The organism is Ruegeria sp. SATB027 (assembly GCF_059613825.1).
Map to the genome: position 1 here is coordinate 181,546 of NZ_JBXWTH010000076.1, position 26,431 is coordinate 207,976.

25 protein-coding genes are annotated in these 26,431 nt (G+C 59.1%); 15 read left to right on the plus strand and 10 right to left on the minus strand.

Translation table 11 applies throughout. From position 1 onward, the window contains the following. Positions 1-34: 34 nt before the first annotated feature. Complete coding sequence (gene smpB / locus AC2FPW_RS18900; RefSeq protein ID WP_209505165.1) at positions 35-511, plus strand: SsrA-binding protein SmpB; 477 nt, start codon at positions 35-37, stop codon at positions 509-511. Here the strand turns inward: smpB and glpK are convergent. The 3 genes from glpK to panB all read right to left on the minus strand — a co-directional run bounded on the left by glpK (position 508) and on the right by panB (position 3,742). Further along, positions 508-1,986 (minus strand): glycerol kinase GlpK, encoded by a 1,479-nt coding sequence (glpK, locus tag AC2FPW_RS18905; RefSeq protein ID WP_480560112.1) that lies wholly within the window; start codon positions 1,984-1,986, stop codon positions 508-510. The two genes, smpB and glpK, sit on opposite strands and share 4 nt — an antisense overlap. 68 nt (positions 1,987-2,054) lie before the next feature. Further along, positions 2,055-2,906 (minus strand): pantoate--beta-alanine ligase, encoded by an 852-nt coding sequence (panC, locus tag AC2FPW_RS18910; RefSeq protein WP_496814941.1) that lies wholly within the window; start codon positions 2,904-2,906, stop codon positions 2,055-2,057. Then, complete coding sequence (panB, locus tag AC2FPW_RS18915) at positions 2,903-3,742, minus strand: 3-methyl-2-oxobutanoate hydroxymethyltransferase (protein WP_496814942.1); 840 nt, start codon at positions 3,740-3,742, stop codon at positions 2,903-2,905. The genes panC and panB overlap by 4 nt, the downstream gene beginning before the upstream one ends. A 168-nt stretch (positions 3,743-3,910) precedes the next feature. Here panB and AC2FPW_RS18920 point away from each other — a divergent pair, with 168 nt between their 5' ends. The 6 genes from AC2FPW_RS18920 (at position 3,911) to AC2FPW_RS18945 (ending at position 11,817) form a co-directional block, all read left to right on the plus strand. Then, on the plus strand, positions 3,911-5,398 hold the full coding sequence (locus AC2FPW_RS18920; protein ID WP_496814943.1) for an ABC transporter substrate-binding protein: 1,488 nt from the start codon (positions 3,911-3,913) through the stop codon (positions 5,396-5,398). A gap of 167 nt (positions 5,399-5,565) precedes the next feature. Next, the gene (locus AC2FPW_RS18925; protein WP_496814944.1) at positions 5,566-6,525 is read left to right on the plus strand and encodes a ligand-gated ion channel; all 960 of its coding nucleotides are present in this window, start codon (positions 5,566-5,568) and stop codon (positions 6,523-6,525) included. A gap of 245 nt (positions 6,526-6,770) precedes the next feature. After that, positions 6,771-8,021, plus strand: a complete 1,251-nt coding sequence (locus AC2FPW_RS18930; RefSeq protein WP_480474535.1) for a sarcosine oxidase subunit beta family protein — start codon at positions 6,771-6,773, stop codon at positions 8,019-8,021. 13 nt (positions 8,022-8,034) lie between these two features. Then, a complete protein-coding gene (locus AC2FPW_RS18935) occupies positions 8,035-8,322 on the plus strand; it encodes a sarcosine oxidase subunit delta (protein ID WP_267366303.1) in 288 nt (95 codons plus the stop codon). Further along, positions 8,319-11,264, plus strand: coding sequence for a sarcosine oxidase subunit alpha family protein (locus tag AC2FPW_RS18940; RefSeq protein ID WP_496814945.1), 2,946 nt, complete (start codon positions 8,319-8,321; stop codon positions 11,262-11,264). The genes AC2FPW_RS18935 and AC2FPW_RS18940 overlap by 4 nt, the downstream gene beginning before the upstream one ends. Beyond that, positions 11,257-11,817, plus strand: coding sequence for a sarcosine oxidase subunit gamma (locus tag AC2FPW_RS18945; RefSeq protein ID WP_496814946.1), 561 nt, complete (start codon positions 11,257-11,259; stop codon positions 11,815-11,817). The genes AC2FPW_RS18940 and AC2FPW_RS18945 overlap by 8 nt, the downstream gene beginning before the upstream one ends. Positions 11,818-11,825: 8 nt before the next feature. Here AC2FPW_RS18945 and AC2FPW_RS18950 read toward each other — a convergent pair whose 3' ends face one another. Continuing rightward, on the minus strand, positions 11,826-12,830 hold the full coding sequence (locus tag AC2FPW_RS18950) for a GlxA family transcriptional regulator (protein ID WP_480482737.1): 1,005 nt from the start codon (positions 12,828-12,830) through the stop codon (positions 11,826-11,828). 263 nt (positions 12,831-13,093) lie between these two features. On the opposite strand from AC2FPW_RS18950, the gene AC2FPW_RS18955 reads away from it, so the two are divergent. Genes AC2FPW_RS18955 through AC2FPW_RS18970 form a run of 4 tightly spaced genes read left to right on the plus strand, consistent with a single transcriptional unit; the run spans position 13,094 to position 17,932 of the window. Beyond that, entirely contained in the window at positions 13,094-14,041 is a 948-nt protein-coding gene (locus AC2FPW_RS18955; RefSeq protein WP_496814947.1) for an ABC transporter permease, read from the plus strand. Further along, a complete protein-coding gene (locus AC2FPW_RS18960; RefSeq protein ID WP_496814948.1) occupies positions 14,038-14,853 on the plus strand; it encodes an ABC transporter permease in 816 nt (271 codons plus the stop codon). The genes AC2FPW_RS18955 and AC2FPW_RS18960 overlap by 4 nt, the downstream gene beginning before the upstream one ends. After that, complete coding sequence (locus AC2FPW_RS18965) at positions 14,850-16,448, plus strand: ABC transporter ATP-binding protein (protein ID WP_496814949.1); 1,599 nt, start codon at positions 14,850-14,852, stop codon at positions 16,446-16,448. Before AC2FPW_RS18960 ends, AC2FPW_RS18965 begins: the two co-directional genes overlap by 4 nt. 32 nt (positions 16,449-16,480) lie before the next feature. Next, positions 16,481-17,932, plus strand: coding sequence for an aldehyde dehydrogenase family protein (locus AC2FPW_RS18970; RefSeq protein ID WP_496814950.1), 1,452 nt, complete (start codon positions 16,481-16,483; stop codon positions 17,930-17,932). A gap of 280 nt (positions 17,933-18,212) precedes the next feature. Here AC2FPW_RS18970 and dxs read toward each other — a convergent pair whose 3' ends face one another. The 6 genes from dxs to AC2FPW_RS19000 all read right to left on the minus strand — a co-directional run bounded on the left by dxs (position 18,213) and on the right by AC2FPW_RS19000 (position 23,469). Continuing rightward, complete coding sequence (dxs, locus tag AC2FPW_RS18975; RefSeq protein ID WP_496814951.1) at positions 18,213-20,141, minus strand: 1-deoxy-D-xylulose-5-phosphate synthase; 1,929 nt, start codon at positions 20,139-20,141, stop codon at positions 18,213-18,215. 16 nt (positions 20,142-20,157) lie between these two features. After that, a complete protein-coding gene (locus tag AC2FPW_RS18980) occupies positions 20,158-21,024 on the minus strand; it encodes a polyprenyl synthetase family protein (protein ID WP_496814952.1) in 867 nt (288 codons plus the stop codon). Further along, entirely contained in the window at positions 21,025-21,267 is a 243-nt protein-coding gene (locus AC2FPW_RS18985) for an exodeoxyribonuclease VII small subunit (RefSeq protein WP_267363166.1), read from the minus strand. Beyond that, positions 21,264-22,190: a histone deacetylase family protein gene (locus AC2FPW_RS18990; protein WP_496814953.1), complete on the minus strand. Its 927-nt coding sequence runs from the start codon at positions 22,188-22,190 to the stop codon at positions 21,264-21,266. The genes AC2FPW_RS18985 and AC2FPW_RS18990 overlap by 4 nt, the downstream gene beginning before the upstream one ends. 68 nt (positions 22,191-22,258) lie before the next feature. Then, positions 22,259-22,960, minus strand: a complete 702-nt coding sequence (locus AC2FPW_RS18995) for a response regulator (protein WP_209506983.1) — start codon at positions 22,958-22,960, stop codon at positions 22,259-22,261. Further along, a complete protein-coding gene (locus AC2FPW_RS19000; RefSeq protein ID WP_209598920.1) occupies positions 22,957-23,469 on the minus strand; it encodes a MarR family winged helix-turn-helix transcriptional regulator in 513 nt (170 codons plus the stop codon). The genes AC2FPW_RS18995 and AC2FPW_RS19000 overlap by 4 nt, the downstream gene beginning before the upstream one ends. A gap of 159 nt (positions 23,470-23,628) precedes the next feature. Between AC2FPW_RS19000 and AC2FPW_RS19005 the strand changes: the two genes are divergently transcribed. The 4 genes from AC2FPW_RS19005 to AC2FPW_RS19020 all read left to right on the plus strand — a co-directional run bounded on the left by AC2FPW_RS19005 (position 23,629) and on the right by AC2FPW_RS19020 (position 26,411). Beyond that, positions 23,629-24,495 carry a branched-chain amino acid aminotransferase gene (locus AC2FPW_RS19005; RefSeq protein WP_480506925.1) on the plus strand — a complete coding sequence of 289 codons (867 nt, stop codon included), beginning with the start codon at positions 23,629-23,631 and terminating at the stop codon, positions 24,493-24,495. Between the two features lie 109 nt (positions 24,496-24,604). Continuing rightward, entirely contained in the window at positions 24,605-25,555 is a 951-nt protein-coding gene (locus AC2FPW_RS19010; RefSeq protein ID WP_480538489.1) for an AraC family transcriptional regulator, read from the plus strand. Positions 25,556-25,666: 111 nt separating this feature from the next. Further along, a complete protein-coding gene (locus tag AC2FPW_RS19015) occupies positions 25,667-26,032 on the plus strand; it encodes an SPW repeat domain-containing protein (RefSeq protein WP_050604526.1) in 366 nt (121 codons plus the stop codon). 172 nt (positions 26,033-26,204) lie between these two features. Then, the gene (locus tag AC2FPW_RS19020) at positions 26,205-26,411 is read left to right on the plus strand and encodes a hypothetical protein (protein WP_267363171.1); all 207 of its coding nucleotides are present in this window, start codon (positions 26,205-26,207) and stop codon (positions 26,409-26,411) included. The last annotated feature ends 20 nt before the right edge of the window (positions 26,412-26,431 follow it).

Genomic DNA, 26,431 nt, shown 5'->3' on the forward strand with positions numbered 1-26,431 from the left:
CAAGGGCGGCTCAAGCCGCCTAAATCAACGCGTCATGGCCAAGCAGAAGACAGACCCGAATTACAAGGTAATCGCCGAGAACCGGCGCGCCCGCTTCGATTACGCAATCGAAGAGGACATTGAATGTGGCATCATCCTGCAGGGGTCCGAGGTCAAATCACTGCGCGCGGGCGGCTCGAACATCGCCGAAAGCTATGCCACGGTCGATGACGGAGAGCTGTGGCTGGTCAACAGCTATATCGCGCCGTATGAGCAGGCCAAGATGTTCAAGCATGAAGAACGTCGCCGCCGCAAACTGCTGGTGTCCCGCAAGCAGATGTCGAACCTGTGGAACGCGACGCAGCGCAAGGGCATGACGCTGGTGCCGCTGGTTCTGTATTTCAACCACAGAGGACTGGCCAAGATCAAAATCGGCATCGCCAAGGGTAAAAAAACCCACGACAAGCGCGAAACCCAGGCCAAGCGCGACTGGTCACGGCAAAAGCAGCGCTTGTTGAAAGATCACAGCTAGAACGCCATCGCCGCCTGAACCGCCCGTTGCCAGCGATCATAGGCCGCGTCGCGTTCGGCTTGCTCTTGCGTTGGCTCGAACCGGCGGTCCAGCGCCCATGTTTCGGCAAAACCGGCCTGATCCGGGTAAATCCCGGCTTTCATACCTGCCAGCCATGCGGCGCCAAGGGCGGTCGTTTCCTGCATAACCGGGCGATCCACCGGGGCACCCAGACAATCTGAAAGACCCTGCATGGTCCAGTCAGATGCACTCATCCCGCCGTCGACGCGCAAGATGACATCCGCCTCGGCCCCCCAGTCGCCCTGCATGGCGTGCCACAGGTCGCGGGTCTGAAAGGCGATGCTTTCCAGCGTGGCGCGGGCAATCTCGGCCCGGCCGGAATTGCGTGTCAGCCCGAACATCGCACCGCGGCAATCCGGCTTCCAGTAAGGAGCCCCAAGGCCCGTGAACGCCGGCACCAGAATCACATGCTGGTTCGGGTCGGCCTGCGCCGCCAGATCGCCGCTTTGCGGGGCCGAATCGATGATCTGCAACGCATCGCGCAGCCATTGCACGGCGGCCCCGGCGATAAAGATCGACCCTTCCAGCGCATAGGTGCGCTGACCGTCCAATTGGTAAGCGATTGTTGTCAGCAGGCGGTTTTTCGATTCAACCGGCTGCGCGCCCGTGTTCAGCAGCGCGAAACAGCCCGTGCCATAGGTGGATTTCATCATACCGGGCTGGAAACAGGCCTGACCGATGGTGGCTGCCTGCTGATCGCCTGCCACACCCAGAATGGGGATGTTCCCGCCAAGCAAGGTGGTTGCGCCGAAATCCGAGGCGCAATCCTGCACATTCGGCAACATTTGAACGGGTACATCCAGCAATTCGCAAATCTCAGCGCTCCAGGCGCCTTTGTGAATGTCGAACAGCAGGGTGCGGGCGGCGTTGGTGGCGTCAGTGGCATGGACACGACCTTCGGTCAGACGCCAGATCAGGAAACTGTCGATGGTGCCGAACAGCAACTCTCCGGCCTCTGCCCGAGCGCGTGCGCCTGAAACGGTGTCCAGCAGCCATTTGACCTTGGTGCCCGAGAAATAAGGGTCCAGCAGCAGGCCGGTCTGGGCGGTGACGTCATCTTCACACCCGGCTTGCTTGTATCGGGCGCAGATTTCGGCGGTGCGGCGGTCCTGCCAGACAATCGCGTTATGGATGGCCTTGCCGGTCTGCTTGTCCCAGACCACGGTGGTTTCACGCTGGTTGGTGATACCAATACCCGTGATCTGGTCAGCCGAAACACCGGCGCTTTCCATCACCTCGCGACACACATGCATGACGCTGGACCAGATATCCTCGGGGTCGTGTTCAACCCAACCTTCTTGCGGGAAATGCTGGGGGAACTCCTGCTGAGCGGTGCCAACACGGTTCATCTGCCCGTCGAACAGGATCGCGCGCGAGGACGTGGTGCCCTGATCAATTGCCAGAATAAAGGTCATGTCCGCTCTCCCCAGTGTCATTTTGCGCGACTTTAGCGCAAACAACGGCGCCGGGGCCAGAGCAGAAATCAGACCGGATCGACGGGAATATTGTCGATCAGGCGGACGCCATCGGCCCAGGCCGTAACGAACAAGCGCGCGGGTTTGTTGGCATTGGGCAGGCTTTCCAGCGTCTCGGCGCAGCGCAGATCGATATATTCCACTTCGGTAAAACCAGCGTCCAGCAATGCGGCTTTTGCGTCTTGCGCCAGCGCCGCGAAATCCTTGCCAGCGGCAAGCTCATCTGCCACCCGCCGCATGATCTCGTTCATGCGGGACGCGACCTTTACACCCTCAGGCGACAAAAGCAGATTGCGCGACGACATTGCCAGCCCAGAAGGCTCGCGCACGGTTGGGCAGCCGACAACCTCGATGGGAATGTCCAGATCGCGGGCCATGCGGCGCACCACCAGCAGCTGCTGATAGTCTTTTTCCCCGAAATAGGCTCGGTCCGCCTGCGTTTGCAGGAACAGTTTGGCCACTACAGTTGCCACGCCTTCGAAATGGCCGGGGCGAAACGGGCCTTCCATCATGTCGGTCAAACCGGTCACGGATACCGTGGTGGAAAAGCCGTCGGGATAGATTTCCTGAGGGTCCGGCACATAGATTGCATCCACGCCATAAGGGGCCAGCTTTTGCGCGTCTTCATGTTCCGTGCGGGGATAGTTCGCCAGGTCTTCGGGGTTGTTGAACTGCTTGGGGTTCACAAAGATCGTCACGATCACCCGGTCACAGTTCTCCTTGGCGGCCTGCGCCAGCGACAAATGCCCTTCGTGCAATGCGCCCATGGTTGGCACAACGCCGATAACGTCACCCGCGCGGTGCCATTCTGTCGTCTTGGCCCGCAGTTCCGCCAGCGAGCGCAGGATCGGCGCGGTCACGTCTTTGGTCCTTTCGCCGGAGCCTGATCAGCAAACACATGTTCGCCCGCCGGAAATGTTCGCGCACGCACTTCGGCCGCGTAATCTGCGATGGCGGCTTCGGCCAACGGGCCAAGCTCGGCATAGCGTTTGACGAATTTGGGTTTGAAGGCGGTGAAAAAGCCAACCATGTCATCGACGACCAGAATCTGCCCGTCACAACCGGCGGACGCTCCGATTCCGATGGTGGGGATGGCAACCTGTTCGGTGATCCTGTCGGCCAGACCTTGCGGCACTTTCTCAAGCACCACGGAAAACGCACCGGCCTCGGCCACGGCGCGGGCATCTGCCATGACGGTTTCGGCCTGCTCGTCACGCCCCTGCACCTTGTAGCCGCCCAGCGTGTTGATCGATTGCGGGGTCAGACCGATATGCGCCATCACCGGGATGCCGCGCTTGACCAGAAAGCGGATGGTTTCGGCCATCTCGACACCGCCTTCCAGCTTGACTGCCCCCGCACCGGTTTCCGCCATCAGCCGCGCCGCGTTGCGAAACGCTTGTGCCGGGCTTTCCTCATAGCTGCCAAACGGCATGTCGATGACCATCATCGCCGTGCTCAACCCGCGTGCGACGGCCTGACCGTGCAGGATCATCATCTCCATCGTGACACCAAGGGTGGATTCCAGCCCGTGCAAAACCATCCCGACGCTGTCCCCCACAAGAACAAAGTCACAATGCGTGCCCATCAGGCGCGCCATAGGCGTTGTGTATGCGGTCAGCGAGACCAGAGGCACGCCGCCTTTTCGGGCGCGAATATCTTCGGCGTTCGGGGCCTTTTTGCGGGCGGTGGCGCTCATGGTTGGCTCCTGCAGGGCTTATGTTGCAGTGCGGCATAGCAGATCGGCCGGGGCCAAAGAAACCCCGGTTGCGCGAACATTCCCTTGATTGACCTCAGGTTTAAAGGAACACTGCCGATAAAACGGCCCGGAAAACATGGGCGCAGATTTTCAGTTGGGAGAGTTCACATGACAAAACACGTGCTTCGAACATTCGCGTCGACCGTGGCGATCGGCGCCAGCCTGTTGGCGACGCAGGTTTTGGCCAAATCCGACATCACCATCGCCATGCAGTTGGAACCCCCGCATCTGGATCCGACCAGCGCCGCAGCTCAGGCCATCGATTCGGTTGTCTACACCAACATCTTCGAAGGTCTGACCCGTTTCATGGGCGACGGCTCGGTCGTGCCCGGCCTTGCGGAAAGCTGGGAGATTTCCGAGGACGGCAAAACTTACACCTTCAAACTGCGCGACGGCGTGACCTTCCATGACGGCACGACCATGGATGCCGAGGATGTCAAATTCAGCCTTGACCGGGCCACGGCCGAGGACAGCGCCAACGCGCAGAAAGCTCTGTTTGCAGGGATCGAAAGCGTCGAGGCCGTGGATCCGCTGACGGTCAGGATCACCCTGGCCGATCCGAACGGCAACTTCCTGTTCAACCTTGCCTGGGGTGACGCGGTGATCGTCGCGCCCGAAAGCATTGAGAACATCAAGACAAACCCGGTTGGCACCGGCGCTTTTACCTTTGGCGACTGGGTTCAGGGCGACAGCATAACACTGAACCGCAACCCCAAGTATTGGGGCGACCAACCGGCGTTAGAGACTGCGACGTTCAAATTCATCTCGGACCCGACTGCCGCATTTGCGGCCATGATGGCCGAAGATGTGGACGTGTTCGACAACTTCCCGGCACCGGAGAACCTGCCTCAGTTCGAGGCTGACCCGCGGTTTCAGGTTCTGGTTGGATCGACCGAGGGTGAAACGATCCTGTCCACCAACAACAAACAGCCGCCATTCGATGACATTCGTGTCCGGCAGGCGTTGGCCCATGCGATTGATCGACAGGCCATCATCGACGGCGCCATGTTCGGATACGGCACCCCAATCGGTACGCATTTTGCGCCGCACAACCCCGCTTATGTCGATCTGACGGGCCAGTCCGCGTATGATCCCGAAAAGGCCAAGGCCTTGCTGGCAGAGGCCGGGTTTGAAAACGGGTTCGAGACAACTCTGCACTTGCCACCGCCATCTTATGCGCGCCGGGGCGGTGAAATCATCGCCGCACAGCTGGCCGAGGTCGGCATCACGGCCGAGATCATCAACGTCGAATGGGCCCAGTGGCTGGAATCGGTGTTCAAGGGCAAGGAATTTGGTCTGACCATCGTCAGCCATACCGAACCGATGGATATCGGCATCTATGCGCGGCCTGACTATTACTTCCAGTATGACAGCATCGACTTTCAGACACTGATGGAGACGCTGAACACCACCACCGACCCCGAGGAACGGACCCGTCTTCTGGGTGAGGCGCAGCGCCTCATCTCGAACGATTATGTCAACGGGTACCTGTTCCAGCTGGCCAAGCTGGGCGTCGCCAAGGCCGGTGTTCAGGGCCTGTGGGAAAACGCACCAACTGCGGCAATCGACCTGACCGCCATTTCCTGGTCTGAATGACATCAGTTGACTGGGCCTGCTTAACGGGCCCAGTCTCACCATTGCGAAATGCGTTTCTAACGATCATGAAAAGCTTGTTTGCAGGTTTCGTTCTTTTGCTTTTCGCGTCTGTCCTTCCAGGCGCTGTTTTTGCGCAGGGTTTGTTCCAAGGGCAGCAGGATACGCTGGTGGGAACCCCGGACAACCCGCTGCAGGTCGGGGTTGGTATCAAGATCGACCAGATTACCGGCGTCGATCAGCAATCCGAAAACTATGGCGCCGTGGTTGTACTGCGGTTCGAATGGACAGACCCGGAACTGGCGTTTGATGCAGCAAGCCTTGGTCGTGATTTTCGGGTTTTTGAACCGCCCGCTTTCGTGAAATACGCCGCTGAGCTGGATGTGGTAACCCCGGCTTTTGTTATCCACAACCAACAGTCCAATCGATGGATTCATGAATCCGCAGTTGCCGTGCGTCATGACGGTCACGTGACTTTTGTCGAAAAATCCTCGCTGACCTTGCAGGCTCCGCATTTCAACTTTCGCAAATACCCGTTCGATACGCAGGAATTTCACTTTGAGGTCGTATCGGTGTTTCCTTCGCAATTCGTGCACTATCACGCGCTTGATGAATACTCCGGTCTGGGTGACATGCTGGGCGAAGAGGAATGGATACTTGGCAATGCCAGGGCTCTGACGTCAACGACGACCGGTTTGTCGGGAAACGAAAGCGACCGGGTCGAACTTGTCTTCGAAGGCACCCGGCACCTGACATATTACACCATCCGCATATTCCTGCCGATGCTTGTGCTGATCACGGTGGGATGGGCGCTGTTCTTTCTGGATGAATACCGGAAACGGATCGAGATCGCAGGCGGCAACCTGTTGGTCTTTGTGGCCTTCAACTGGGCCATTTCCGCCGACTTGCCCAAGCTTGGCTATCTGACGTTTCTGGATTTCATTCTGCAATGCATGTTCCTGATGACAGGAACGATTATCGTCTTCAGCGTGATGTTGCGTAAACTGAAAGTTTCCGGTCGGGAAGAGACGGCCAGAAAGCTCGACAATTACGCGATCAAATGGATTTACCCGTTGGGATATGCCGCCATCATCGGCTATGCCGTCGTTGTCTTTCTGATGACGTCTTAGGCGCTGAACCCCACAACTATGTGGTTCTGAAATCGCGTGTATAGCTTTGGCTACCGGCTGTTCTGACCCTTGTCGGCGCAGCAGGACGGCGTGGCGGACACCGCGCGCTGCCAGCAACAGTAAAAATCGCAAGATTAAGCATGCCCTGCTGATTGTTGTGGTGTCTGATTCAACACAACAGATGTCGGATTCAAGAGTATCCAAAACCCGCTTTTTCGCGGATTCTGAAAAAAAAGGTCCGATTCATGCGATACTCTGGTTTCAAGGTCATCAAAGAGGCTCTTACCGGGCACAAAGGGTGGACACCGGCCTGGCGCGAGCCGGAGCCCAAGCCACATTACGACATTGTCATCATCGGCGGTGGCGGTCATGGCCTTTCAACGGCGCATTATCTGTCCAAGGTATTTGGCCTCCGCAATGTGGCGGTGATTGAAAAAGGCTGGATCGGTGGCGGCAATGTCGGGCGCAATACAACCATTATCCGCTCGAATTATTTGCTGGACGGCAACGAACCTTTCTACGAGTTCTCGCTGAAACTGTGGGAAGGTCTTGAGCAGGACGTTAACTATAACGCGATGGTCAGCCAGCGCGGGATCATCAACCTGATCCACACAGACGCCCAGCGAGACGCCTTTACGCGACGTGGCAACGCCATGATCCTGAACGGCGCGGATGCCGAGCTGCTGGATGCCGAACAGGTGCGCAAGGAATACCCGTTCCTGAACTTCAACGATGCCCGGTTCCCGATCAAGGGCGGGCTGGCCCAGCGGCGTGGTGGCACGGTTCGGCACGACGCGGTGGCCTGGGGATATGCCCGTTCAGCAGACAGCCACGGTGTCGATATCATCCAAAACTGCGAAGTGACCGGTTTCCGGATAGAAAACGGAAAATGTCTGGGGGTTGAGACGTCGAAAGGGTTCATTGGCGCAGGCAAGGTTGGCTGTGCCGTGGCCGGAAATTCGGGGCGTGTCATGGGCATGGCGGGTATGCGGTTGCCAATCGAAAGCCATGTCCTGCAAGCCTTCGTGTCAGAAGGTCTGAAGCCGGTTCTGCCCGGGGTGATCACTTTTGGCGCGGGGCATTTCTATGTCAGCCAGTCCGACAAGGGCGGGCTGGTCTTTGGTGGCGATATCGACGGGTACAATTCGTACGCACAACGCGGCAACCTGCCCGTGGTCGAAGATGTCTGCGAGGGCGGCATGGCCCTGATGCCGATGATCGGTCGCGCGCGCCTGCTGCGGATGTGGGGCGGGATCATGGATATGTCCATGGATGGATCGCCCATCATCGACCGGACCGGCATCGATGGCCTCTATTTCAACGGCGGCTGGTGTTACGGCGGGTTCAAGGCAACTCCGGCGTCGGGGTATTGTTTTGCGCATCTGCTGGCAAAGGATGAACCGCACCCGACAGCCACCGCCTACCGGTTCGACCGGTTCCGCACCGGCCGTATGATCGACGAAAAAGGTATGGGCAATCAGCCCAACCTGCACTGAGGGGAGCAGCACCATGATCATCCATCATCCCTTGCTGGGCCCGCGTGACAGTTCCGAATTCGTCTATCTGGGAGACGCTTCGCTGATCAACAGGCCCGATTGGCAGGCCGAAGACGCGGCCGAAGCGTTTTTTGACTACGCCTATCTGCGCGACAATCCAGCTGGCGAACACCGCGAGTTGTGGTTCCACGAGGGGGGCGACCGATCCTGGCTGGTCGTGACCCGCAATACCGCGACACATGAGATTTCCAAAGTGGAACTGGCCCGTGACGTGGCCCGGGCACAGGGGCGCTCCAAATGACTCAAGACAACAGGCTGAGCGGCGGTCAGATCGACCGCACCAAAACCCTGAACTTCAAATTCGACAACCGCAGTTACACTGCGCATCCAGGCGATACGCTGGCCTCGGCCCTTCTGGCCAATGGCGTGCGCCTGATGGGCCGGTCGTTCAAATACCATCGCCCGCGTGGCGTGCTGACTGCCGGTTCGGAAGAACCCAATGCCCTTGTCGAGCTGCGCACCGGCAATCGTCAGGAACCCAACACCCGAGCCACGACCGTTGAGATGTTCGAGGGGCTTGAAGCCCATTCCCAAAACCGCTGGCCCAGCCTGAAATTCGATGCTCTGGCAATCAACGACAGATTCTCGACCTTTCTGACGGCAGGGTTCTACTACAAAACCTTCATGTGGCCTGCCGCGTTCTGGGAAAAGCTGTACGAGCCGATGATCCGCCGCGCGGCCGGTCTTGGGTCATTGTCGATGCAGGAAGACCCCGATGAGTATGACAAGGGGTTCCGGCATTGCGATCTGCTGATTATCGGCGCGGGTCCAGCAGGATTGATGGCGGCACTGACGGCGGGCCGGGCCGGTTCCGAGGTCATTCTTGCGGATGAGGATTTCGCACTTGGCGGGCGGCTCAACAGTGAAACCTTTTCGCTGAACGATGACGATTCGACCGAATGGGTTAAGCAGAGTGTCGCTGAACTGTCTGCAATGCCCAACGTCCGCCTGATGCCGCGCACGACCGTGATCGGTGCCTTTGATCACGGCATTTACGGTGCAGTTGAGCGGACGGGCGATCATCTTGCTTCTCTGCCTTCCGGTAAACCGCGCCAGATACTCTGGCGCATCTACGCCAAACGCGCCCTATTGTGCGCTGGCGCGACCGAACGGCCCATCGCGTTTGAAAACAACGACAGACCCGGCATCATGCTGGCAAGTGCGTTGCGCACCTATGCCAATCGGTTTGCAACCACGGCGGCGCAACGTGTCGCCATCTTTACGAACAACGATGACGGTCACCGCACCGCTGCGGACCTGCACGCAAAAGGCGTCAGGATTGCTGCCGTCGTCGACGTCCGTGGCGACGCCCCGACCAGCCATGACTATGAAGTTCTGCGCGGCGCGCAGGTCAGGGACACCAAAGGCCGACTGGGGCTGACCTTTGTCGAGGTTGAGCTGGCAGACGGGTCGTCGCGCACGCTGGACTGCGGGGCGCTTGGCGTTTCGGGTGGCTGGAACCCCAACGTGCATCTGACCTGCCACCAACGGGGACGTCCCGCCTGGAACGAAGATCTGGCGGCCTTTGTGCCTGGCACGGACTTGCCGCCTGGGCTGTCCGTCGCAGGGGCGGCGAATGGTGTGATGTCCACCCATGGCGCCCTGCAATCCGGGGCAGAATGTGCGGCGCAGGCGCTGGGCCTGAAAGGCCCGCTGCCCGATCTGCCTAAGGCCGAGGATACCCCGATCTCGCAGACACCGTTCTGGTATGTTCAGGGTTGCAGCCGCGCGTGGCTGGATCAGCAGAACGACGTGACCGTCAAGGATGTGAAGCTCAGCCATCAGGAAGGGTTCCGTTCGGTCGAGCACTTGAAACGCTATACCACCTTGGGCATGGCCACCGATCAGGGCAAGACCTCGAACATGGGCGGGCTTGCGATCATGGCCGAACTTGCAGGTAAGTCCATTCCGGAAACCGGCACAACGATCTTCCGCCCGCCCTATACGCCCGTTCCGATTGCAACCTTTGCTGGCCGGATGAAAGGCAAAGAGTTTCATCCAACCCGCCTGACCCCGTCACATTACTGGGCCAAGGAACGTGGCGCGGTGTTTGTCGAGGTCGGCAATTGGCTGCGCGCACAGTGGTTCCCGCTGCCCGGTGAAACCCATTGGCGCGAGTCCGTGGACCGTGAGGTGCGCCAGACCCGTGCCTCGGTCGGGGTGTGCGACTGCACCACGCTTGGAAAGATTGATGTTCAGGGTGCGGATGCGGCGGATTTCCTGAACAGGGTCTATTGCAACGGATTTGCTAAACTGGCCGTCGGCAAAACCCGCTATGGGCTGATGTTGCGCGAAGACGGAATTGCGATGGATGACGGTACCGCCGCGCGTCTGGCCGAGGATCATTTCGTGGTCACCACCACAACTGCGAATGCGGTCAAGGTCTACCAGCATATGGAATTTGTCCGGCAATGCCTGTTCCCGGACATGGATGTACAGCTGATCTCGACCACCGAAGCCTGGGCACAATACGCGGTAGCCGGGCCCAATTCGCGCAAACTTCTGCAAAAGATCGTGGATCCCGAGTTCGACCTCTCGAACGAAGGCTTCCCGTTCATGGCTTGCGGCAACATCACCGTATGCGGCGGGTTGCGCGCGCGGTTGTTCCGTATTTCCTTCTCGGGCGAATTGGCCTTTGAAATCGCGGTGCCATCGCGTTACGGCGACGCGCTGATGCGGCGTTTGATGCAGGAAGGTGAAGAGTTCGATGTCATACCCTACGGCACCGAAGCGCTGGGCGTCATGCGGATCGAAAAGGGTCACGCCGCAGGCAACGAGTTGAACGGAACCACCACCGCCCTGAACCTTGGAATGGGTCGGATGGTATCCAAGAAAAAAGACAGCATCGGCTCAATCCTGTCCGAGCGTGAAGGGCTGAACGAACCAGATGCTTTGATGATGGTTGGAATCAAGCCTGTGAACGCTGGCGACAAGGTAACCGCCGGAGGGCATCTGATGAATGCCACGGGTCCCGTGGATGCTGCCCATGATCAGGGCTATGTCACATCGGCGGCATTTTCGCCGTCGCTGGACAGCCATATCGGCCTTGGCTTTTTGAAAAACGGCGGCACACGTCAGGGTGAAAAGATGCGCCTTGTGTCGCCAGTGACCGATCTGACGGTCGAGGTTGAAATCGTCTCGGCCCATTTCGTCGACCCTGAGGGAGAACGGCTCCGTGCATGATCTTGTAGCAATAACCGCGCTGGGTGGAACCGAACCCAAGATCGACAGGGTCGGAAGCGTGACCTGTACCGAAACTCCGGGTGTGGCGCTGGCCTCGGTCGCCGCTCGGCTGGGTCGGGAAGACAAAACCCGGAGCGCCGTATCCCAATTGATCGGCACGGAAACGCCCGCCGTCGGGCAATTTACCGGCGGGCCGATCGTTGCCTTCTGGACCGGGCCTGATCAATGGATGATCGAAGCGCCCTTTGAGACACATGAAGATCTGGCGCATCTGGTGAAAGAACGCACTGGGGACAACGCATCGGTTTCCGAACAGACAGACGCATGGGTCAGGTTTGATCTGGACGGAGATGGCGTGTTGGCAGTGCTGGAATTGCTAAGCAATCTGGATTGCCGAAGAATGGCGGTCGGTACCGCATCCCGCACATCTATCCATCACCTGGGGTGTTTCGTCCTGTGCCGTGCTTCTGGTTCGTTCTGTATTTACGGGCCAAGATCGTCTGCCGGGTCACTGCATCATGCGATTGTGGCTGCAATGAAATCGGCGCTTTGATGGCAAAGTCAGCTTGAGGGCAGCGGAGCGTTATCCTCGACCCGAAACCGGTTGATCCGTCGCCGGTCCTCGCTGGGGCTCAAACCAAAGGCAGATCGGTAGTGCGTCACCAACGGCGTGACCGAGCTGTATCCGATGGCCGCGGCAATGTCGGCAATAGGGTCCTTGGTATAGACAACCATCTGACGGGCCGCCTTCATCCGCATGGAGCGGAAATAATGGCTGGGGCTTTGCCCTGTGGCCTGTTTGAAGGCGCGCTCGATCTGGCGGGGGGTGACGCCCGTTTGATCCGCTATGTCCGCGATCGAGATCGGATTGCCGATACGGCTTGCGAACAGGTCGACACATCGTGCCACAAGCGGCGGCAGCTTTTCACCCGTGGCAGGCTTGCTTGCACTGGGCACCTGTTGCTGAACACCTTCCCCTCGCATCATCGGATGCTGGAACCAGCAGGCCACCTCATGCGCGACTTCGCCGCCCAACCGGTCCTGAATCAGATGCAGGGCCAGATCAAACGCGGCGGCCGCCCCGGCCGCAGTATACCGCGTGGCATCCGACACGATCACTTCGCGCCGTGCATCGATCTGTGGAAACTCGGCCAGAAACGCGGCTTCGTAACACCAGTGCACCGATACCGGATGGCCGGTCATGACCCCCGAGCGCACGAGCGGGAAAACGCCGCCGCTGATACCGCCCAGAATTGTCCCGTGTCGTGACAAAGCCCGCAACGCACCATTCCCCTGGGCAGGGTTTCTGAAGCCCGAGGTCGGACTGCTGAGCAGGAACAGAATATCAATCGGCTTACAGTCTGCGAGGTTGCGTTCAGCCTCAAAACGCACATGAGCGCTGGAGCTGACCTTTCCCCCGTTCTCCGCCACAAGAGACCAGCGAAATGCCTCTTGCCCGGCGATCTCATTTGCGGCGCGCAGCGGTTCGATGACCGAGGTCAGGCAAGCCATCGGAAAGCCATCGAACAGCAGAAACCCGATCTCAATTCTATTTTCTGTCAGCATGAGCGCTACACTATCAGTAAATCCTGGTTCGGCCCGGATTGCTCCTTGGCCGCTCTGGCCTGCGGAAACGGTTCGAACAAGTGTAGCAAAACACGGAACGTGCGAAATCGAAAAAACGCGCAACAAACATGGTGAAAATCGGGATCAGGTCCTGCATGCGGATTAACAGGTGGAAAGGGACAAAGGTTGCGCAGCGCCATTTGCCGGTCTGCCGATGCCGTAGATGCTGGACCCGTGACGGCTGAGACCCTAACGTGACCTCAATGCTTCGCTATACCCTTAAACGACTGATCTCATTGCTTGTCAGCCTTGCCGTCGCCTCGGTGGTCATCTTCGCCGTGATCGAGGTCGCACCGGGGGACCCGGCATCGTTCATGCTGGGTGTCAACGCGCAGGAGGATACGTTGGCCGCGCTGCGGGCTGAACTGGGTCTGGATGGATCCAGGGTGCAGCGGTATTTCAACTGGGTCGGAGGGATGGTAGCCGGAGATTTCGGCACCTCGTACACTTATCGCACACCGGTGTCGCAGATGATTGCGGACCGGCTGTGGGTATCGTTGCCCTTGGCTTTGTATGCGCTCACGCTGTCTACGCTGATCGCCTTTCCCGCCGGTATCTATGCCGCCGCGCGCCGGGGCAAGCCCGGGGATCTGGCGGTGATGGGGGCGACACAGCTTGGTATCGCTGTGCCCAATTTCTGGTTCGCGATGATGCTGGTGCTGATCTTCGCCATTAACCTGCGTTGGTTCAATGCCGGTGGGTTTGTTGGCTGGGGCGAGGGCATTGGGGCGGGGCTGCGTTCGCTGACTTTGCCCGCCATTGCGTTGGCCTTTCCTCAGGCCGCGATCCTGGCCCGCGTCATGCGATCGGCGCTGCTGGATATTCTGGGCGAGGATTTCATGCGCACCGCGCGGGCCAAGGGATTGTCGCGTCGTCAGGCTCTGTGGCGGCATGGGGTGCGGAACGCGCTGATCCCCGTGCTGACGATCATCGGCTTGCAGTTTTCCTTCCTGCTGGCCGGGTCGATCATCATCGAACAGGTGTTTTACCTGCCCGGCCTCGGGCGGTTGGTGTTTCAGGCCATTTCGGCCCGCGATCTGATCGTGGTTGAATCGGTGGTGATGCTGCTGGTCTTTGCGGTGATCACCGTGAATTTTCTGGTGGATCTGGCCTATGCAGCCGTTGACCCAAGGCTAAGGAGCCGGTCATGAGCCGCAACCTGATCCTTGGCGCGGCGCTGTCGTCGCTGGTGGTGCTGGCGGCGCTGATCTCGTTTGTCTGGACACCCTACGACTATGCCGCGCTGGATATCCCCAACAAACTTCAGACGCCCGATGCACAACACTGGTTTGGAACGGATCACTTCGGCCGCGACATGTTCTCGATGATCATGGTCGGTGCACGCACTTCGATTGCGGTGGCTCTGGTTGCCGTGGGGATCGGCATAGCGCTGGGCGTACCCCTTGGCCTGACAGCCGCCGCGCGCAAAGGGTCGTGGCTGGATGAGGTAATCATGCGTGGCAACGATCTGGTCTTTGCCTTTCCCTCGCTGGTCATCGCCATTCTGATCACGGCTGTGTTCGGTGCCGGTGCCATCAACGCGATCATTGCGATCGGTATTTTCAACATCCCCGTCTTTGCCCGCATCACCCGAGGGGCCGCATTGTCGCTGTGGGAGCGCGAGTTCATCCTTGCCGCCCGTGTGTCGGGCAAAGGTGCCGCACGGATATCAGCCGAACACATCCTGCCCAATGTCGCCAACTTGCTGATCGTTCAGGGCACCATCCAATTTTCGCTGGGCATACTGGCCGAGGCGGGCCTGTCCTATGTCGGTCTGGGCGCGCAACCTCCGACGCCCAGTTGGGGCCGGATGCTGGCGGACGCCCAGACAATGGTCGGTTTTGCCCCGCATTTGGCTCTGATTCCGGGCTTGGCGATTATTGTCACGGTGTTGGGTTTGAACCTGCTGGGTGATGGTCTGCGCGACTGGCTGGACCCAAGGATCAGGGTGGCGCGGGCATGACGTTGCTGCAAGTCGAAAACCTGTCCCTGTCGATCCACGGGGTACCGATCCTGAAACAGGTCAACTTGTCCATCGACCCGGGCCAGATCGTGGCGGTGACAGGTGAAAGCGGCTCGGGCAAATCCATGACAGCACTGGCTGTGATGCAGCTTCTGCCAAACGGGGCAACGGCAGACGGCGTAATCCGACTGGATGGCACTGACCTGCTGTCCGAATCCGAGGCCGAGATGTGCGCCTTGCGTGGCGCGTCGATCGGGATGGTATTTCAGGAACCGATGACGGCGCTCAACCCGGTGAAAACCATCGGCGATCAGGTGATGGAGACCATCCTGATCCACAAGGCGATGCCTCCTGCTCAGGCCCGGACCCGCGCCGCAGAGGTTTTGACCCGGGTTGGCCTGCCACCCGACAGGTTTCCTCTGTCGCGCTATCCGCATGAGCTGTCGGGCGGGCAGCGTCAGCGTGTGGTCATCGCAATGGCCATCGCATTGCGGCCCAGGCTTTTGATCGCGGATGAGCCGACCACGGCGCTGGATGTCACCACGCAGGCGCAGATCCTTGATCTGCTGAAAGGACTGGTTCGCGAATATGACATGGGCCTGCTGATGATCACCCATGACCTGGCTGTGGTCTCGGACATGGCCGATCAGATTGTCGTCATGCGTCACGGCGAGGTCGTCGAAAGTGGCGCGACGCGAAACCTGTTTCAAGATATGCAACACCCCTATACCCGTATGTTGTTCGAAGCTTCGGGTCATCAGGTCACCCTACCTGAACCTACACAGCAACGCCCGCTTCTGGAGGTTTCGCAGGTCGTCCGGGATTACCGCCTTCCCCGCAAAGGTCTGCTGGATGCGCCGCGCCACCACCGCGCGGTGGATGGTGTCAGCTTTACCCTCAACCGAGGGGAGCGTTTAGGGCTGGTGGGCGAGTCCGGTTGCGGAAAATCGACCCTAACACGGGCTATTTTAGGGTTGGAAGAGATCCAATCCGGTCAGATTATGCTGGATGGTCAGCCGGTTTTCACCGGCCACAGGCCCAACCTTGCGGTACGTCGCAAGATGCAGGTCGTGTTTCAGGACCCCTATGGCAGCTTCAATCCCCGCCACCGTGTCGCGCGCCTGATTACAGAACCTTTTCACCTGTTGGAAACGCCACCAAAGGGGTCCGAACGCCAGGACCGGATCGCAGAGATGCTGACGGCAGTGGGCCTCGGCCCAGATGATGCGGGCAAATACATTCACGAGTTTTCGGGCGGGCAACGCCAGCGGATCGCTATTGCCCGCGCTCTGATCATTCGGCCGGAACTGATCCTGTTCGATGAGGCGGTCTCAGCCCTCGACGTATCGGTGCGCGCCCAAATACTCGATCTGCTTGCCGAACTCTGCGAGGCATATGATCTGACTTACCTGTTCATCAGCCACGACCTGAGTGTGGTGCGCACCATCACCGATCATGTTCTGGTGATGCAATCCGGACGAATTGTCGAACAAGGCAAGACCGAACAGGTATTCTCGGCCCCGCAGCATCCCTACACGCAAACCCTGATCGCCGCCGCGCCCCAATTGCCTGAAATCGGGAAGTTATCGGCGTAAAACCCTTTGTTAGAGCCTGAACGGAGGCCAAAATGACCCAACCACTCTGGTTTGATCCCACCCTGTGCCTGATTGGCGGAAACTGGATACCTGCGACATCAGGCGACTCATTGCCTTTGACCAACCCGTCAGACGGGACCGAGATATGCAGGATTGCACGCGGCTCGGGTGTGGATATTGACGCGGCGGTCGCCGCCGCCAGATCTGCGCTAAAGGGCGACTGGGGGCGCAAGGCGGCCTTGGAGCGCGGCCGCATCCTGACCCGGCTGGGCCAGCTGGTGCTGGAACGGGTGGACGATCTGGCGCGGCTTGAGGCGATGGATGTCGGCAAGCCCCTGACGCAGGCCCGCGCCGATGCCATCGCGCTGGCGCGCTATTGTGAATTCTACGGCGGTGCAGCGGATAAGGTGATGGGTGAGACCATTCCCTATCTCGATGGCTACACCGTCTATACCCTGCGCGAACCTCATGGGGTGACGGGCCACATCGTGCCCTGGAACTATCCGATGCAGATCATTGGGCGCTCGGTCGGGGCCGCGCTGGCCATGGGCAATGCCTGCGTTCTGAAACCGGCAGAGGAGGCCTGCCTGACCGCGCTGGCCTTTGCCCATCTCGCGCAGCAAGCGGGTCTGCCGGCAGGTGCGCTGAATGTTGTGCCCGGTCTGGGGGCCGAGGCCGGTGCTGCATTATCCGGGCATCCGGGGGTCAACCATATCTCGTTCACTGGTTCGGTGGCCACGGGTGCATTGGTTCAGCAAGCTGCAGGGCGAAACGTTGTGCCGGTGACGCTGGAACTGGGCGGAAAATCCCCCCAGCTGGTGTTTGATGATGCCGATCTGGATGCCGCCCTGCCGTTTCTGGTGAATGCGGGCATTCAGAACGCGGGACAGACCTGCTCGGCCTCCTCCCGCATTCTGGTACAGCGCGGTGTCTATGATCAGGTCAAATCTCGCATGGCCGAGGCCTATGAACAGCTCAGCGTTGGACCCGCGATGCAGGATCTTCGCGTTGGACCGCTGATCTCGGACCGGCAAAAGCAGATCGTAAACAGCTTTCTGAACAAAGGCGCCGATCTGACCATTGCGGCGGAAGGGACGATCGCAAAGGATGCGCCGGAAACCGGGGCTTATGTCCGGCCCACCTTGTTCGCGGACGTGCCACCGGATCACCCGCTTGCCCGCGATGAAATCTTCGGTCCCGTTCAGGTTCTGATCCCGTTCGACACCGAAGAACAAGCTCTAACTATAGCAAATTGCACTGATTACGGTCTTGTCGCCAGCGTCTGGACACGTGACGGTGCGCGGCAGATGCGGTTGGCAAAAGGGCTGCACGCGGGTCAGGTCTTCCTCAACAACTATGGGGCAGGTGGCGGCGTTGAACTGCCTTTTGGAGGTGTGGGCAAGTCCGGCCATGGCCGCGAGAAAGGCTTTGAGGCGCTTTATGGCTTTTCGCAACTCAAGACAGTGGCTGCCTATCACGGGTAACAGCGCCCCGGTCTGTCAGATCAACGTTTTTTTCGCGCATATGCGCCCCAGAACAATCTCCTTGATCTCTTTAAGGGAATGGGCAACGGACAATTCAAAGGCGGCCGGTATCAGTGATTTGTCGTCTCAAGTCACTATTGGAGCAAAGACCGTTCGGGTCAGGACCAGAAAATCGCAATGAAGGACCCGGGTGGCGCTTGGCATTCCCGCTCTGTTCTGGATTGTCGGCCTCCTGCTTGTAAAAGCGTCGAAACCAAAAGCGGGCGTCTCAACGCCGCTATTACGCGCGCTTTTCACCGATCGAGGTTACGCCCAGAACATCCAGCACCCTGGCTTCGATCTGCTCGGCATTCATACCCGCAACGGCATACATGTCCGCGGGGCTGGCCTGATCGATGAAGATGTCGGGCAAGACCATCGAGCGGTATTTCAAGCCCCGGTCAAAAACGCCCTCATCCGCCAGAAGCTGTGCCACATGGCTGCCAAACCCGCCAACAGCGCCTTCTTCGATGGTGATCAACGCCTCATGATCCGCAGCCAGGTCCAGGATCAGATCGCGATCCAGCGGCTTGGCAAAGCGGGCGTCGGCGATGGTTGGGCTAATGCCTTTGGCGGTCAGAGACTCGGCTGCTTTCTGAACTTCAGCCAGCCGCGTGCCAAAAGACAAAAGTGCGACGCGCGCGCCTTTCCGGATCATGCGGCCTTTGCCGATCTCCAGTACCTCACCGCGTTCGGGCAAGTCCACTCCGACACCTTCGCCGCGCGGATAGCGGAAGGCAATTGGCCCTTCATCATGCGCGACAGCGGTTGCCACCATGTGCATCAATTCCGCCTCATCCGCGGCGGCCATGACGACCATGCCCGGCAGATTGGCCAAATAGGCAATATCGAACGACCCGGCATGGGTGGCACCGTCAGCCCCCACCAAACCTGCGCGGTCAATGGCAAACCGAACGGGCAAGCGCTGGATTGCGACGTCATGCACAATCTGGTCGTACCCTCGCTGCAGAAAGGTCGAATACATGGCGCAGAATGGCTTCATCCCCCCTGCCGCCAGCGCAGCCGAGAAGGTCACGCCGTGCTGCTCGGCAATCGCCACATCGAAACAGCGTGACGGGTACCGTTCGGCAAACAGGCCCAATCCGGTACCATCTGGCATCGCGGCAGTCACCGCAACGATCTTGTCATCGCGCGCGGCGGCATCCACCAGAGCCTTGCCAAAGACAGACGTGTAAGAAGGGGCGTTTGAAGGGGCCTTTTTCTGCTCACCCGTAACCACATCGAATTTGGCTGTCGCGTGGCCTTTGTCGCGGGCCTGTTCGGCTGGTGCGTACCCTTTGCCCTTCTTGGTCAAGACGTGGATCAGGATCGGCCCGGTTGCCCGCGCCTTGACGGTGCGCAGAACCGGCAGCAGCTGATCCAGGTCATGCCCATCAATAGGCCCGAGATAGGAAAACCCGAGCTCTTCGAACAGGGTCCCGCCCACGGCCATACCTTTCAGCATTTCCTTGGCGCGTTTGGCCCCTTCGCGGAACGGTTCGGGCAAAAGTGAAACAGCGCCCTTTGCGGCGGCTTTCAGATCGTGGAATGGCGCCTCGGCGTAGATTCGGGACAGATAGCTGGACAGGGCACCAACAGGGGGGGCGATGCTCATTTCATTGTCATTCAGAATGACGATCAGGCGTTTCTTCAGGTGACCGGCATTGTTCATCGCCTCAAATGCCATGCCTGCGGACATCGATCCATCACCGATCACGGCAATCGCGTCGCCCAACCCTTCAGGGGTTACACCGCCCAGATCACGCGCCACGGCAAAACCCAGTGCAGCACTGATCGAGGTGCTGGAATGCGCGGCGCCAAACGGGTCATAGGGGCTTTCACTTCGTTTGGTGAAACCGCTCAGGCCATCTTTCATGCGCAGCGTGCGAATGCGGTCGCGCCGTTCGGTCAGGATTTTGTGCGGATAGCACTGATGGCCCACATCCCAGATGATCTTGTCGCGCGGCGTGTCGAAAACAGCGTGCAGCGCGGTTGTCAGTTCCACAACACCCAGACCCGCGCCCAGATGCCCACCGGTGACAGAAACCGCCGAAATCGTCTCGGCCCGCAGTTCCTGCGCAACCTGATGCAACTGCGCGTCCGAGAACCGCTTGAGATCGGCGGGGCGGTTCACAAGGTCCAGCAGGGGCGTTTTGGGGCGGTCAGACATTTGGCGCGTTCCTGGCTTAGCTGTCCCGGGCAATAACGAAGCGAGCGGCTTCCTTCAAGGTTTCTGCCGTTGGGCCATACCCGTCCAGTGCGGCGCAGGCCTGATCAACAAGTTCACTGGCGCGGGTTCTGGCAGCATCCAAACCCAGAAGCGATACGAAAGTGGCCTTTCCCGCATCCGCATCTTTCTGAAGACGTTTGCCTGCCTTTGCAGCATCACCTTCAACATCAAGGATGTCGTCTGCAATCTGAAAAGCAAGACCAAGGGCCCGGGCATATTGGCGCAAGGGCTCTGGATCCGCTTTCGCCAGACGCGCACCCGCACAGGAGGACCATTCGATCAAAGCGCCCGTTTTTCCGCCCTGAAGCCGTGTTATCGCATTCAGCGTCAGAGGCTCAGAAGCGGTTTCCGCCGCGATATCAAGCGCCTGCCCCAAAACCATACCTTGCGCACCGCTTGCCCTGGCCAGTGTCAGTGCCAGATCAGCGCGAACGTCTGCATCTCCAACCTCGGGCCGGGTACACAGCTCAAAGGCCAGTGTTTGCAGCGCGTCCCCGGCCAGTACAGCCGTGCCTTCATCCCATTTCACATGCACCGTGGGGCGTCCGCGCCGAAGATCGTCGTCATCCATGCAGGGCAGATCGTCGTGAACCAGCGAATAGGCGTGCAGGGCCTCTATCGCGGTCGCGGGCCAGATCGCGCGGGACTCGTCGATTTGGTGCAGGCGCGCACTTTCCAGAACCAGAAACCCGCGCAGCCGCTTACCGCCCCGGGTGGCGTAGGCCATTGCCCGTGTCACATCCAGATCGTCCAGCGCGCCCATTATCAGGTCAAAATGATCCTGAAGGCGCGCCGCGTCCTGCGCCAGTCTTTCCTGAAACATTTACTGACCTTCGACAGGTGTGGTCCCGGTCGGTTGGCCATTCGCGTCCAGAGTGATCGCGGCCACTTTTTCCTCGGCCCGCTTCAACTCGTCCTCGCAACGCTTTTTCAAAGCGGCCCCGCGTTCATAAAGCGCAATCGACTGATCCAGCGCCACGTCGCCGCGCTCAAGCTGACCAACCACGGTCTCAAGCTCTTTCATGGCCTGCTCGAATGTCATCTGCTCAACTGGGGTATCGGTCATCGTGCTGCCTTCATCAGTTCTTCCACATGGGCGCGTGTCGCCTCGGCCAGTGCGTTCAGATCATACCCGCCCTCCAGAGTCGAGACGATACGGCCCTGACACACCTCATCGGCTATCCCGCACAGCTCTGCCGTGATCCAGGCGAAATCGCCAGTCGACCAGTTCAGATTGGCCAGCGGATCGTCCTGATGCGCATCGAACCCGGCTGAGATGATGATCAGCTCCGGCCGGAACGCCCGCAGGCGCGGAAAGGCCTGCGTTTCATAGGCGGATCGCATCTCAGCCCCGCCGGTGCCCGGGGCCAGCGGGATATTCAGAACGTTATCGTAAGCGCCTGTCTCGTCCGGGCGGCCCGATCCGGGCCATAACGGCATTTGCTGGCTGGTGATCACAAGGGCCCGATCTTCATCCCAAAGCAGGTCCTGCGTGCCGTTGCCATGATGAACGTCGAAATCGACCACAGCGACCCGCTTCAGCCCGTGGTAATCCAGCGCGTGTTTCGCAGCCAGCGCCGCGTTGCCAAACAGGCAGAACCCCATGGCTTTCTCGGCTTCGGCATGGTGCCCAGGTGGGCGAATGGCACAAAATGCGTTCGGCGCCTCACCGCCCAAAACCAGATCAACGGCGCGCACTGCCGCACCCGCCGCGCGATAGGCCGCATCCACGGAACCCGGCGACATGAAGGTGTCCCCGTCGATCTGCGCAAACCCGTCAGTGGGGCGCGACGATCTGATGTCGCGGATATGGCTTTCGGGATGAACACGCAGCAAATCATCGTCTGCCGCCAGCGGAGCGGTCACGCGCTTCAGATCCAGCCCCTCCAGCGCGTGCAGGATATGCTCTAGCCGCGCCACCTGTTCCGGATGACCCTGGGGTGTGACATGTCCAAGGCAATCGGCATGTGTCAAAAGGGCGGTTTTCATCGGGATCCCATCTTCATCTGGCTAAAAATATCCTCGCCGAAGGCATTAATCGCCGCGCAGCGGCCCATTCAATCGGGCGCCAGCATATAGCCTGCGCCCCGGACTGTCTGCAGATACCGGGGCTGTTTCGGGTCCTGTTCGATCTTCCGGCGCAGGCGGGTGATCTGCACGTCCACGGCACGTTCTTGCGCCTGTCCTTTATCCCGGCCCAGATCTTCCACCAGTTTTGCACGGCTGATCGGCTCGCCAGGTTGGGCCGAGAAAATTTTCATCAGCTGGCTTTCGGTTGCCGTCAGGCGGACCGGCATTTCGCCCTGCCACATTTCACCACGTTCAATGTCATACCGGATGGGACCAAGATGCAGGATCTTCGCCGCTGTTTCCTCGGCCGGGGTTTCCGGCATTCGGCGCAGGATCGCATTGATCCGCAGCAACAACTCTTTCGGCTCGAAAGGTTTGGCGAGATAATCATCCGCCCCGGCTTCAAGCCCTGCAATCCGATGCTCGGTCTCGCCCTTGGCGGTCAACAACAGGATCGGCGTTGTATGAGTGTCACGCAGCGATCTGGTCAGGCTGACGCCATCTTCGCCGGGCATCATCACATCCATGACGATCATGTCGAAATCCAATCCCGACAGAACCCGCCGCGCATGGGCCGCATCCCGTGCCGCTGTCACCAGAAACCCGTTTCGCATCAGGAATTTCTTGAGCAGATCGCGAATGCGTTCGTCATCATCAACAATCAGCAGATGGGCATCCATTTCGCTCATGAACTCGTATCCCGCAATTTCGTATAGGCATGACGCATATCAGCATCCATCATTGCTTCAAGTACTTTGCGAAACCCGGCCACGGCCTCGGGACCGGCATCCTTGAAGGCTGCGCGCATTCTTGTTCGTTGCGCATCTGACAACGTGGCCTCCAACGTTTCGCCCTTCTCCGTCAGAAATAGGTGCCGTTCGCGTTTGTCCACGGTTCCGACCCGGCTTTCCACCAGACCATCCTCGATCAATGTCCGAAGAACCCTGTTCAGAGACTGTTTTGTAACCCCGAGGATCGCCAGCAAATTGTTCACCGTGGTGCCCGGCGCACGGTTGATAAAATGGATCGCGCGGTGATGGGCGCGGCCATAGGCCATCTCGGACAGGATACGATCAGGATCCGCGGTAAAGCCACGATAGGCAAAGAACATGGCCTCGATCCCCTGCCTCAACTGTTCATCCGTCAAAAACAACAGGCTCTCGCCCCCATATCGCGGGGCTGGGCGGATTTCGGACATATCATGCCTCATTCGTTACTCGGGTTTGACTTTATGTCAGCGTTATTGACATTCCAAGGGTGGAGCGGTATCGAATCGCAGTTTTTGCGCAACATTGTGTCCGCATCGGACCTAAGTAGCGCAACAATCGGAAATTTAACCCGGTTCAGGAGGTTTCGCATGGCGGGGTATGATGATCGTGACGGTGTCATCTGGATGGATGGTAAGCTGGTGCCCTGGCGCGATGCCAATGTGCATATTCTGACCCACGCGATGCACTATGCCTCATCCGTGTTCGAGGGCGAACGGGCTTATAACGGCAAGATTTTCAAAAGCCGCGAACATTCCGAACGTCTTATCGCCAGCGCCGAGGCGCTGGACATGCCGATGCCTTACACCGTCGATCAGATTGAAGCGGCCAAGGAAGAGACCCTGAAAGCCAGTGGCCTTCAGGATGCCTATGTCCGCGCATTGGTCTGGCGCGGGTCTGGCGAAGACATGGGCGTGGCGTCGGCCCGCAACCCGGTACGGATGGCCATCGCGGTCTGGCCCTGGGGCGCCTATTACGGCGACGCCAAGATGCAAGGCGCAAAACTGGACATCGCCGAGTGGAAACGCCCCAGCCCGGAAACCATCCCGGTTCACGCCAAGGCGGCGGGCCTCTACATGATTTGCACCATTTCCAAGCACAAGGCTGAAGCCAAGGGATGCTCGGACGCGCTGTTCATGGACTGGCGTGGTTACGTGGCCGAAGCAACAGGTGCCAACGTGTTCTTCGTCAAGGATGGAGAGGTTCACACCCCGCTGGCGGATTGCTTCCTGAACGGCATCACCCGTCAGACCGTCATTCAGATGCTGAAGGATAAAGGCATCACTGTGCATGAGCGGCGCATCAAGCCCGAAGAAATGGCTGATTTCGAACAGTGCTGGCTGACCGGAACCGCGGCCGAGGTCACTCCGGTCGGGCAAATCGGAGATTACACTTTCGAAGTCGGCGACCTGACCCGCGAAATCGCAGAAGATTACGAAAAACTGGTCCGCTCGTAATAACTTGCAAAACCCCGCTTCGGCGGGGTTTTTGTTGCAGATCGTGCAAATTGTCGTGCAAAGCGTTCCGTGATCTGGACGATCGGGTCAGTTCCCGTATCTTCACCGCATGTTGGATCTTCTCAGCGATATTCTCACCCGTCTGTCCCTGCGTGGCACGTTCTACTTCCGCACCTCGTTCACACCACCATTTGGTATTCAGGTGCCGGAATTCGAAAACGTCGCGCGGTTTCATTTTGTTCAACGGGGTGAGCTCAAGGTCCATGTCTCATCCACCGGGGAAACGTTGCGGCTGCGGCAGGGGGATCTGATCCTGATCCCTCATGGGGCGCCACATGCGTTGTTGTGTGCCGAGGTCAGGCCACCGGATGCGCTTCCTCTGGAACAGGTTCTTGAGATTGCCGGCTACAAGGGCGATGGCGTCCTTGTCTATGGCGGTGCAGACGAGGACCGGGACACGCAACTGATCTGCGGTCATTTTTCTTTCACCGGCCCGGCAGGGCGAAAAGGTACCGGGCATATGCTGATCGACCGCCTGCCCCCCTACATCCTGATCGAGAATTATGGTGAAGAGGCCGGATCGTGGATGGAATCGACCCTGCGAATGATCGGATCCGAAGTGTCCGGGGCCCGTATTGGCGGCGATCTGATCGCACTGAAGCTGTCCGAAGTTCTGTTTGCGCAGGCGATCCGAACCTATCTGGAACGGCAAAGCCCGCAAGACACCGCCCTTGCGGGCTTTGCGGATACGCGCATCTCACGCGCATTGACGGCGTTCCACCAAGCGCCAGCGCAAGACTGGAGCGTTGCAACACTGGCACGCGAATCCGGCATGTCGCGCACAGCCTTCTCTCAGTTGTTTGCCCAGAAGATGGGCACGACGCCGATGCAATACCTCACCGACTGGCGCATGCAGATTGCGTGCCATGGCCTTACAGAGGCACGATGGAACGTCGCAGATGCAGCAGCCGAAGTTGGATATGCCTCTGAGGCCGCGTTTTCCCGTGTTTTCAAGAAGCAGGTCGGCTTGTCGCCAGCCGCATACAGGTCCATGCACTAATACGCCAAGAATTCTGTACGATCTGCAAGATTTTTGAAACGATCGAGAATTCAGCGTTCGGGTCAGGCTTTCTATCTTTCTTTCATCACTGATTGAAAAGAGGAAAATCCTATGTCCCTGCGTTTCGTTACCCGCTCTGTCCACGCGTATCTGGACTACCCGGTTGCCATTGCCCTGATGACACTGCCATTCCTGCTGGGATTGGGTCAGTCCAACCCGCTGGCGCTGTGGCTTTCGGTTGTCACCGGCGTCGCCGCCTTTGTCCTGACGGTTCTGACCGACCATCATTTGGGAATTTGGCGCGTTCTACCCTACAAATTTCACCTGGCCGTGGACCTGATTGTCGGCATCACCTTTCTGTTTGCACCCAGTGTACTGGGGTTTTCAGGATTGGATGCGGCGTTCTACTGGCTGAACGGTGCGGCTGTGGTTCTCGTCATCTCGCTCAGCGCGCCCGAGCAGGAAGTCGCTGCCTGAGCGCAGTTCCTCAGCACTGGCAACTTTGTCCAGATACTACCGAAATAGCTGAGCCGCCCGTTTTGCAAATCGGCGGCTCAGAGCAGAGAAGCGTGTTGGCCGGTCGGGCGAATTTACTTGAAAAAGCCGACTGAATTCATCAGATTTATCCCAGCGCGGGGTGAGGTCACAGATGACAGACACGCTTGACGAAATCATGGCCCGACATGATGCGCTGGTTGCGTGCGGGTGCAATTGTTGCGAAGGCGACTATTGCGCCTATGCCGACCGCCAGAACCGGGACACAGCAACCGCTGAAGAAGCCCGCACACAAGGCACCGCCCATCAACGCAAGTCGTTGCGATATATCTTTGAAACTGTGCGAAGCGGCAGGGGATAGCAGCGCAGCAGTTTGGGCTG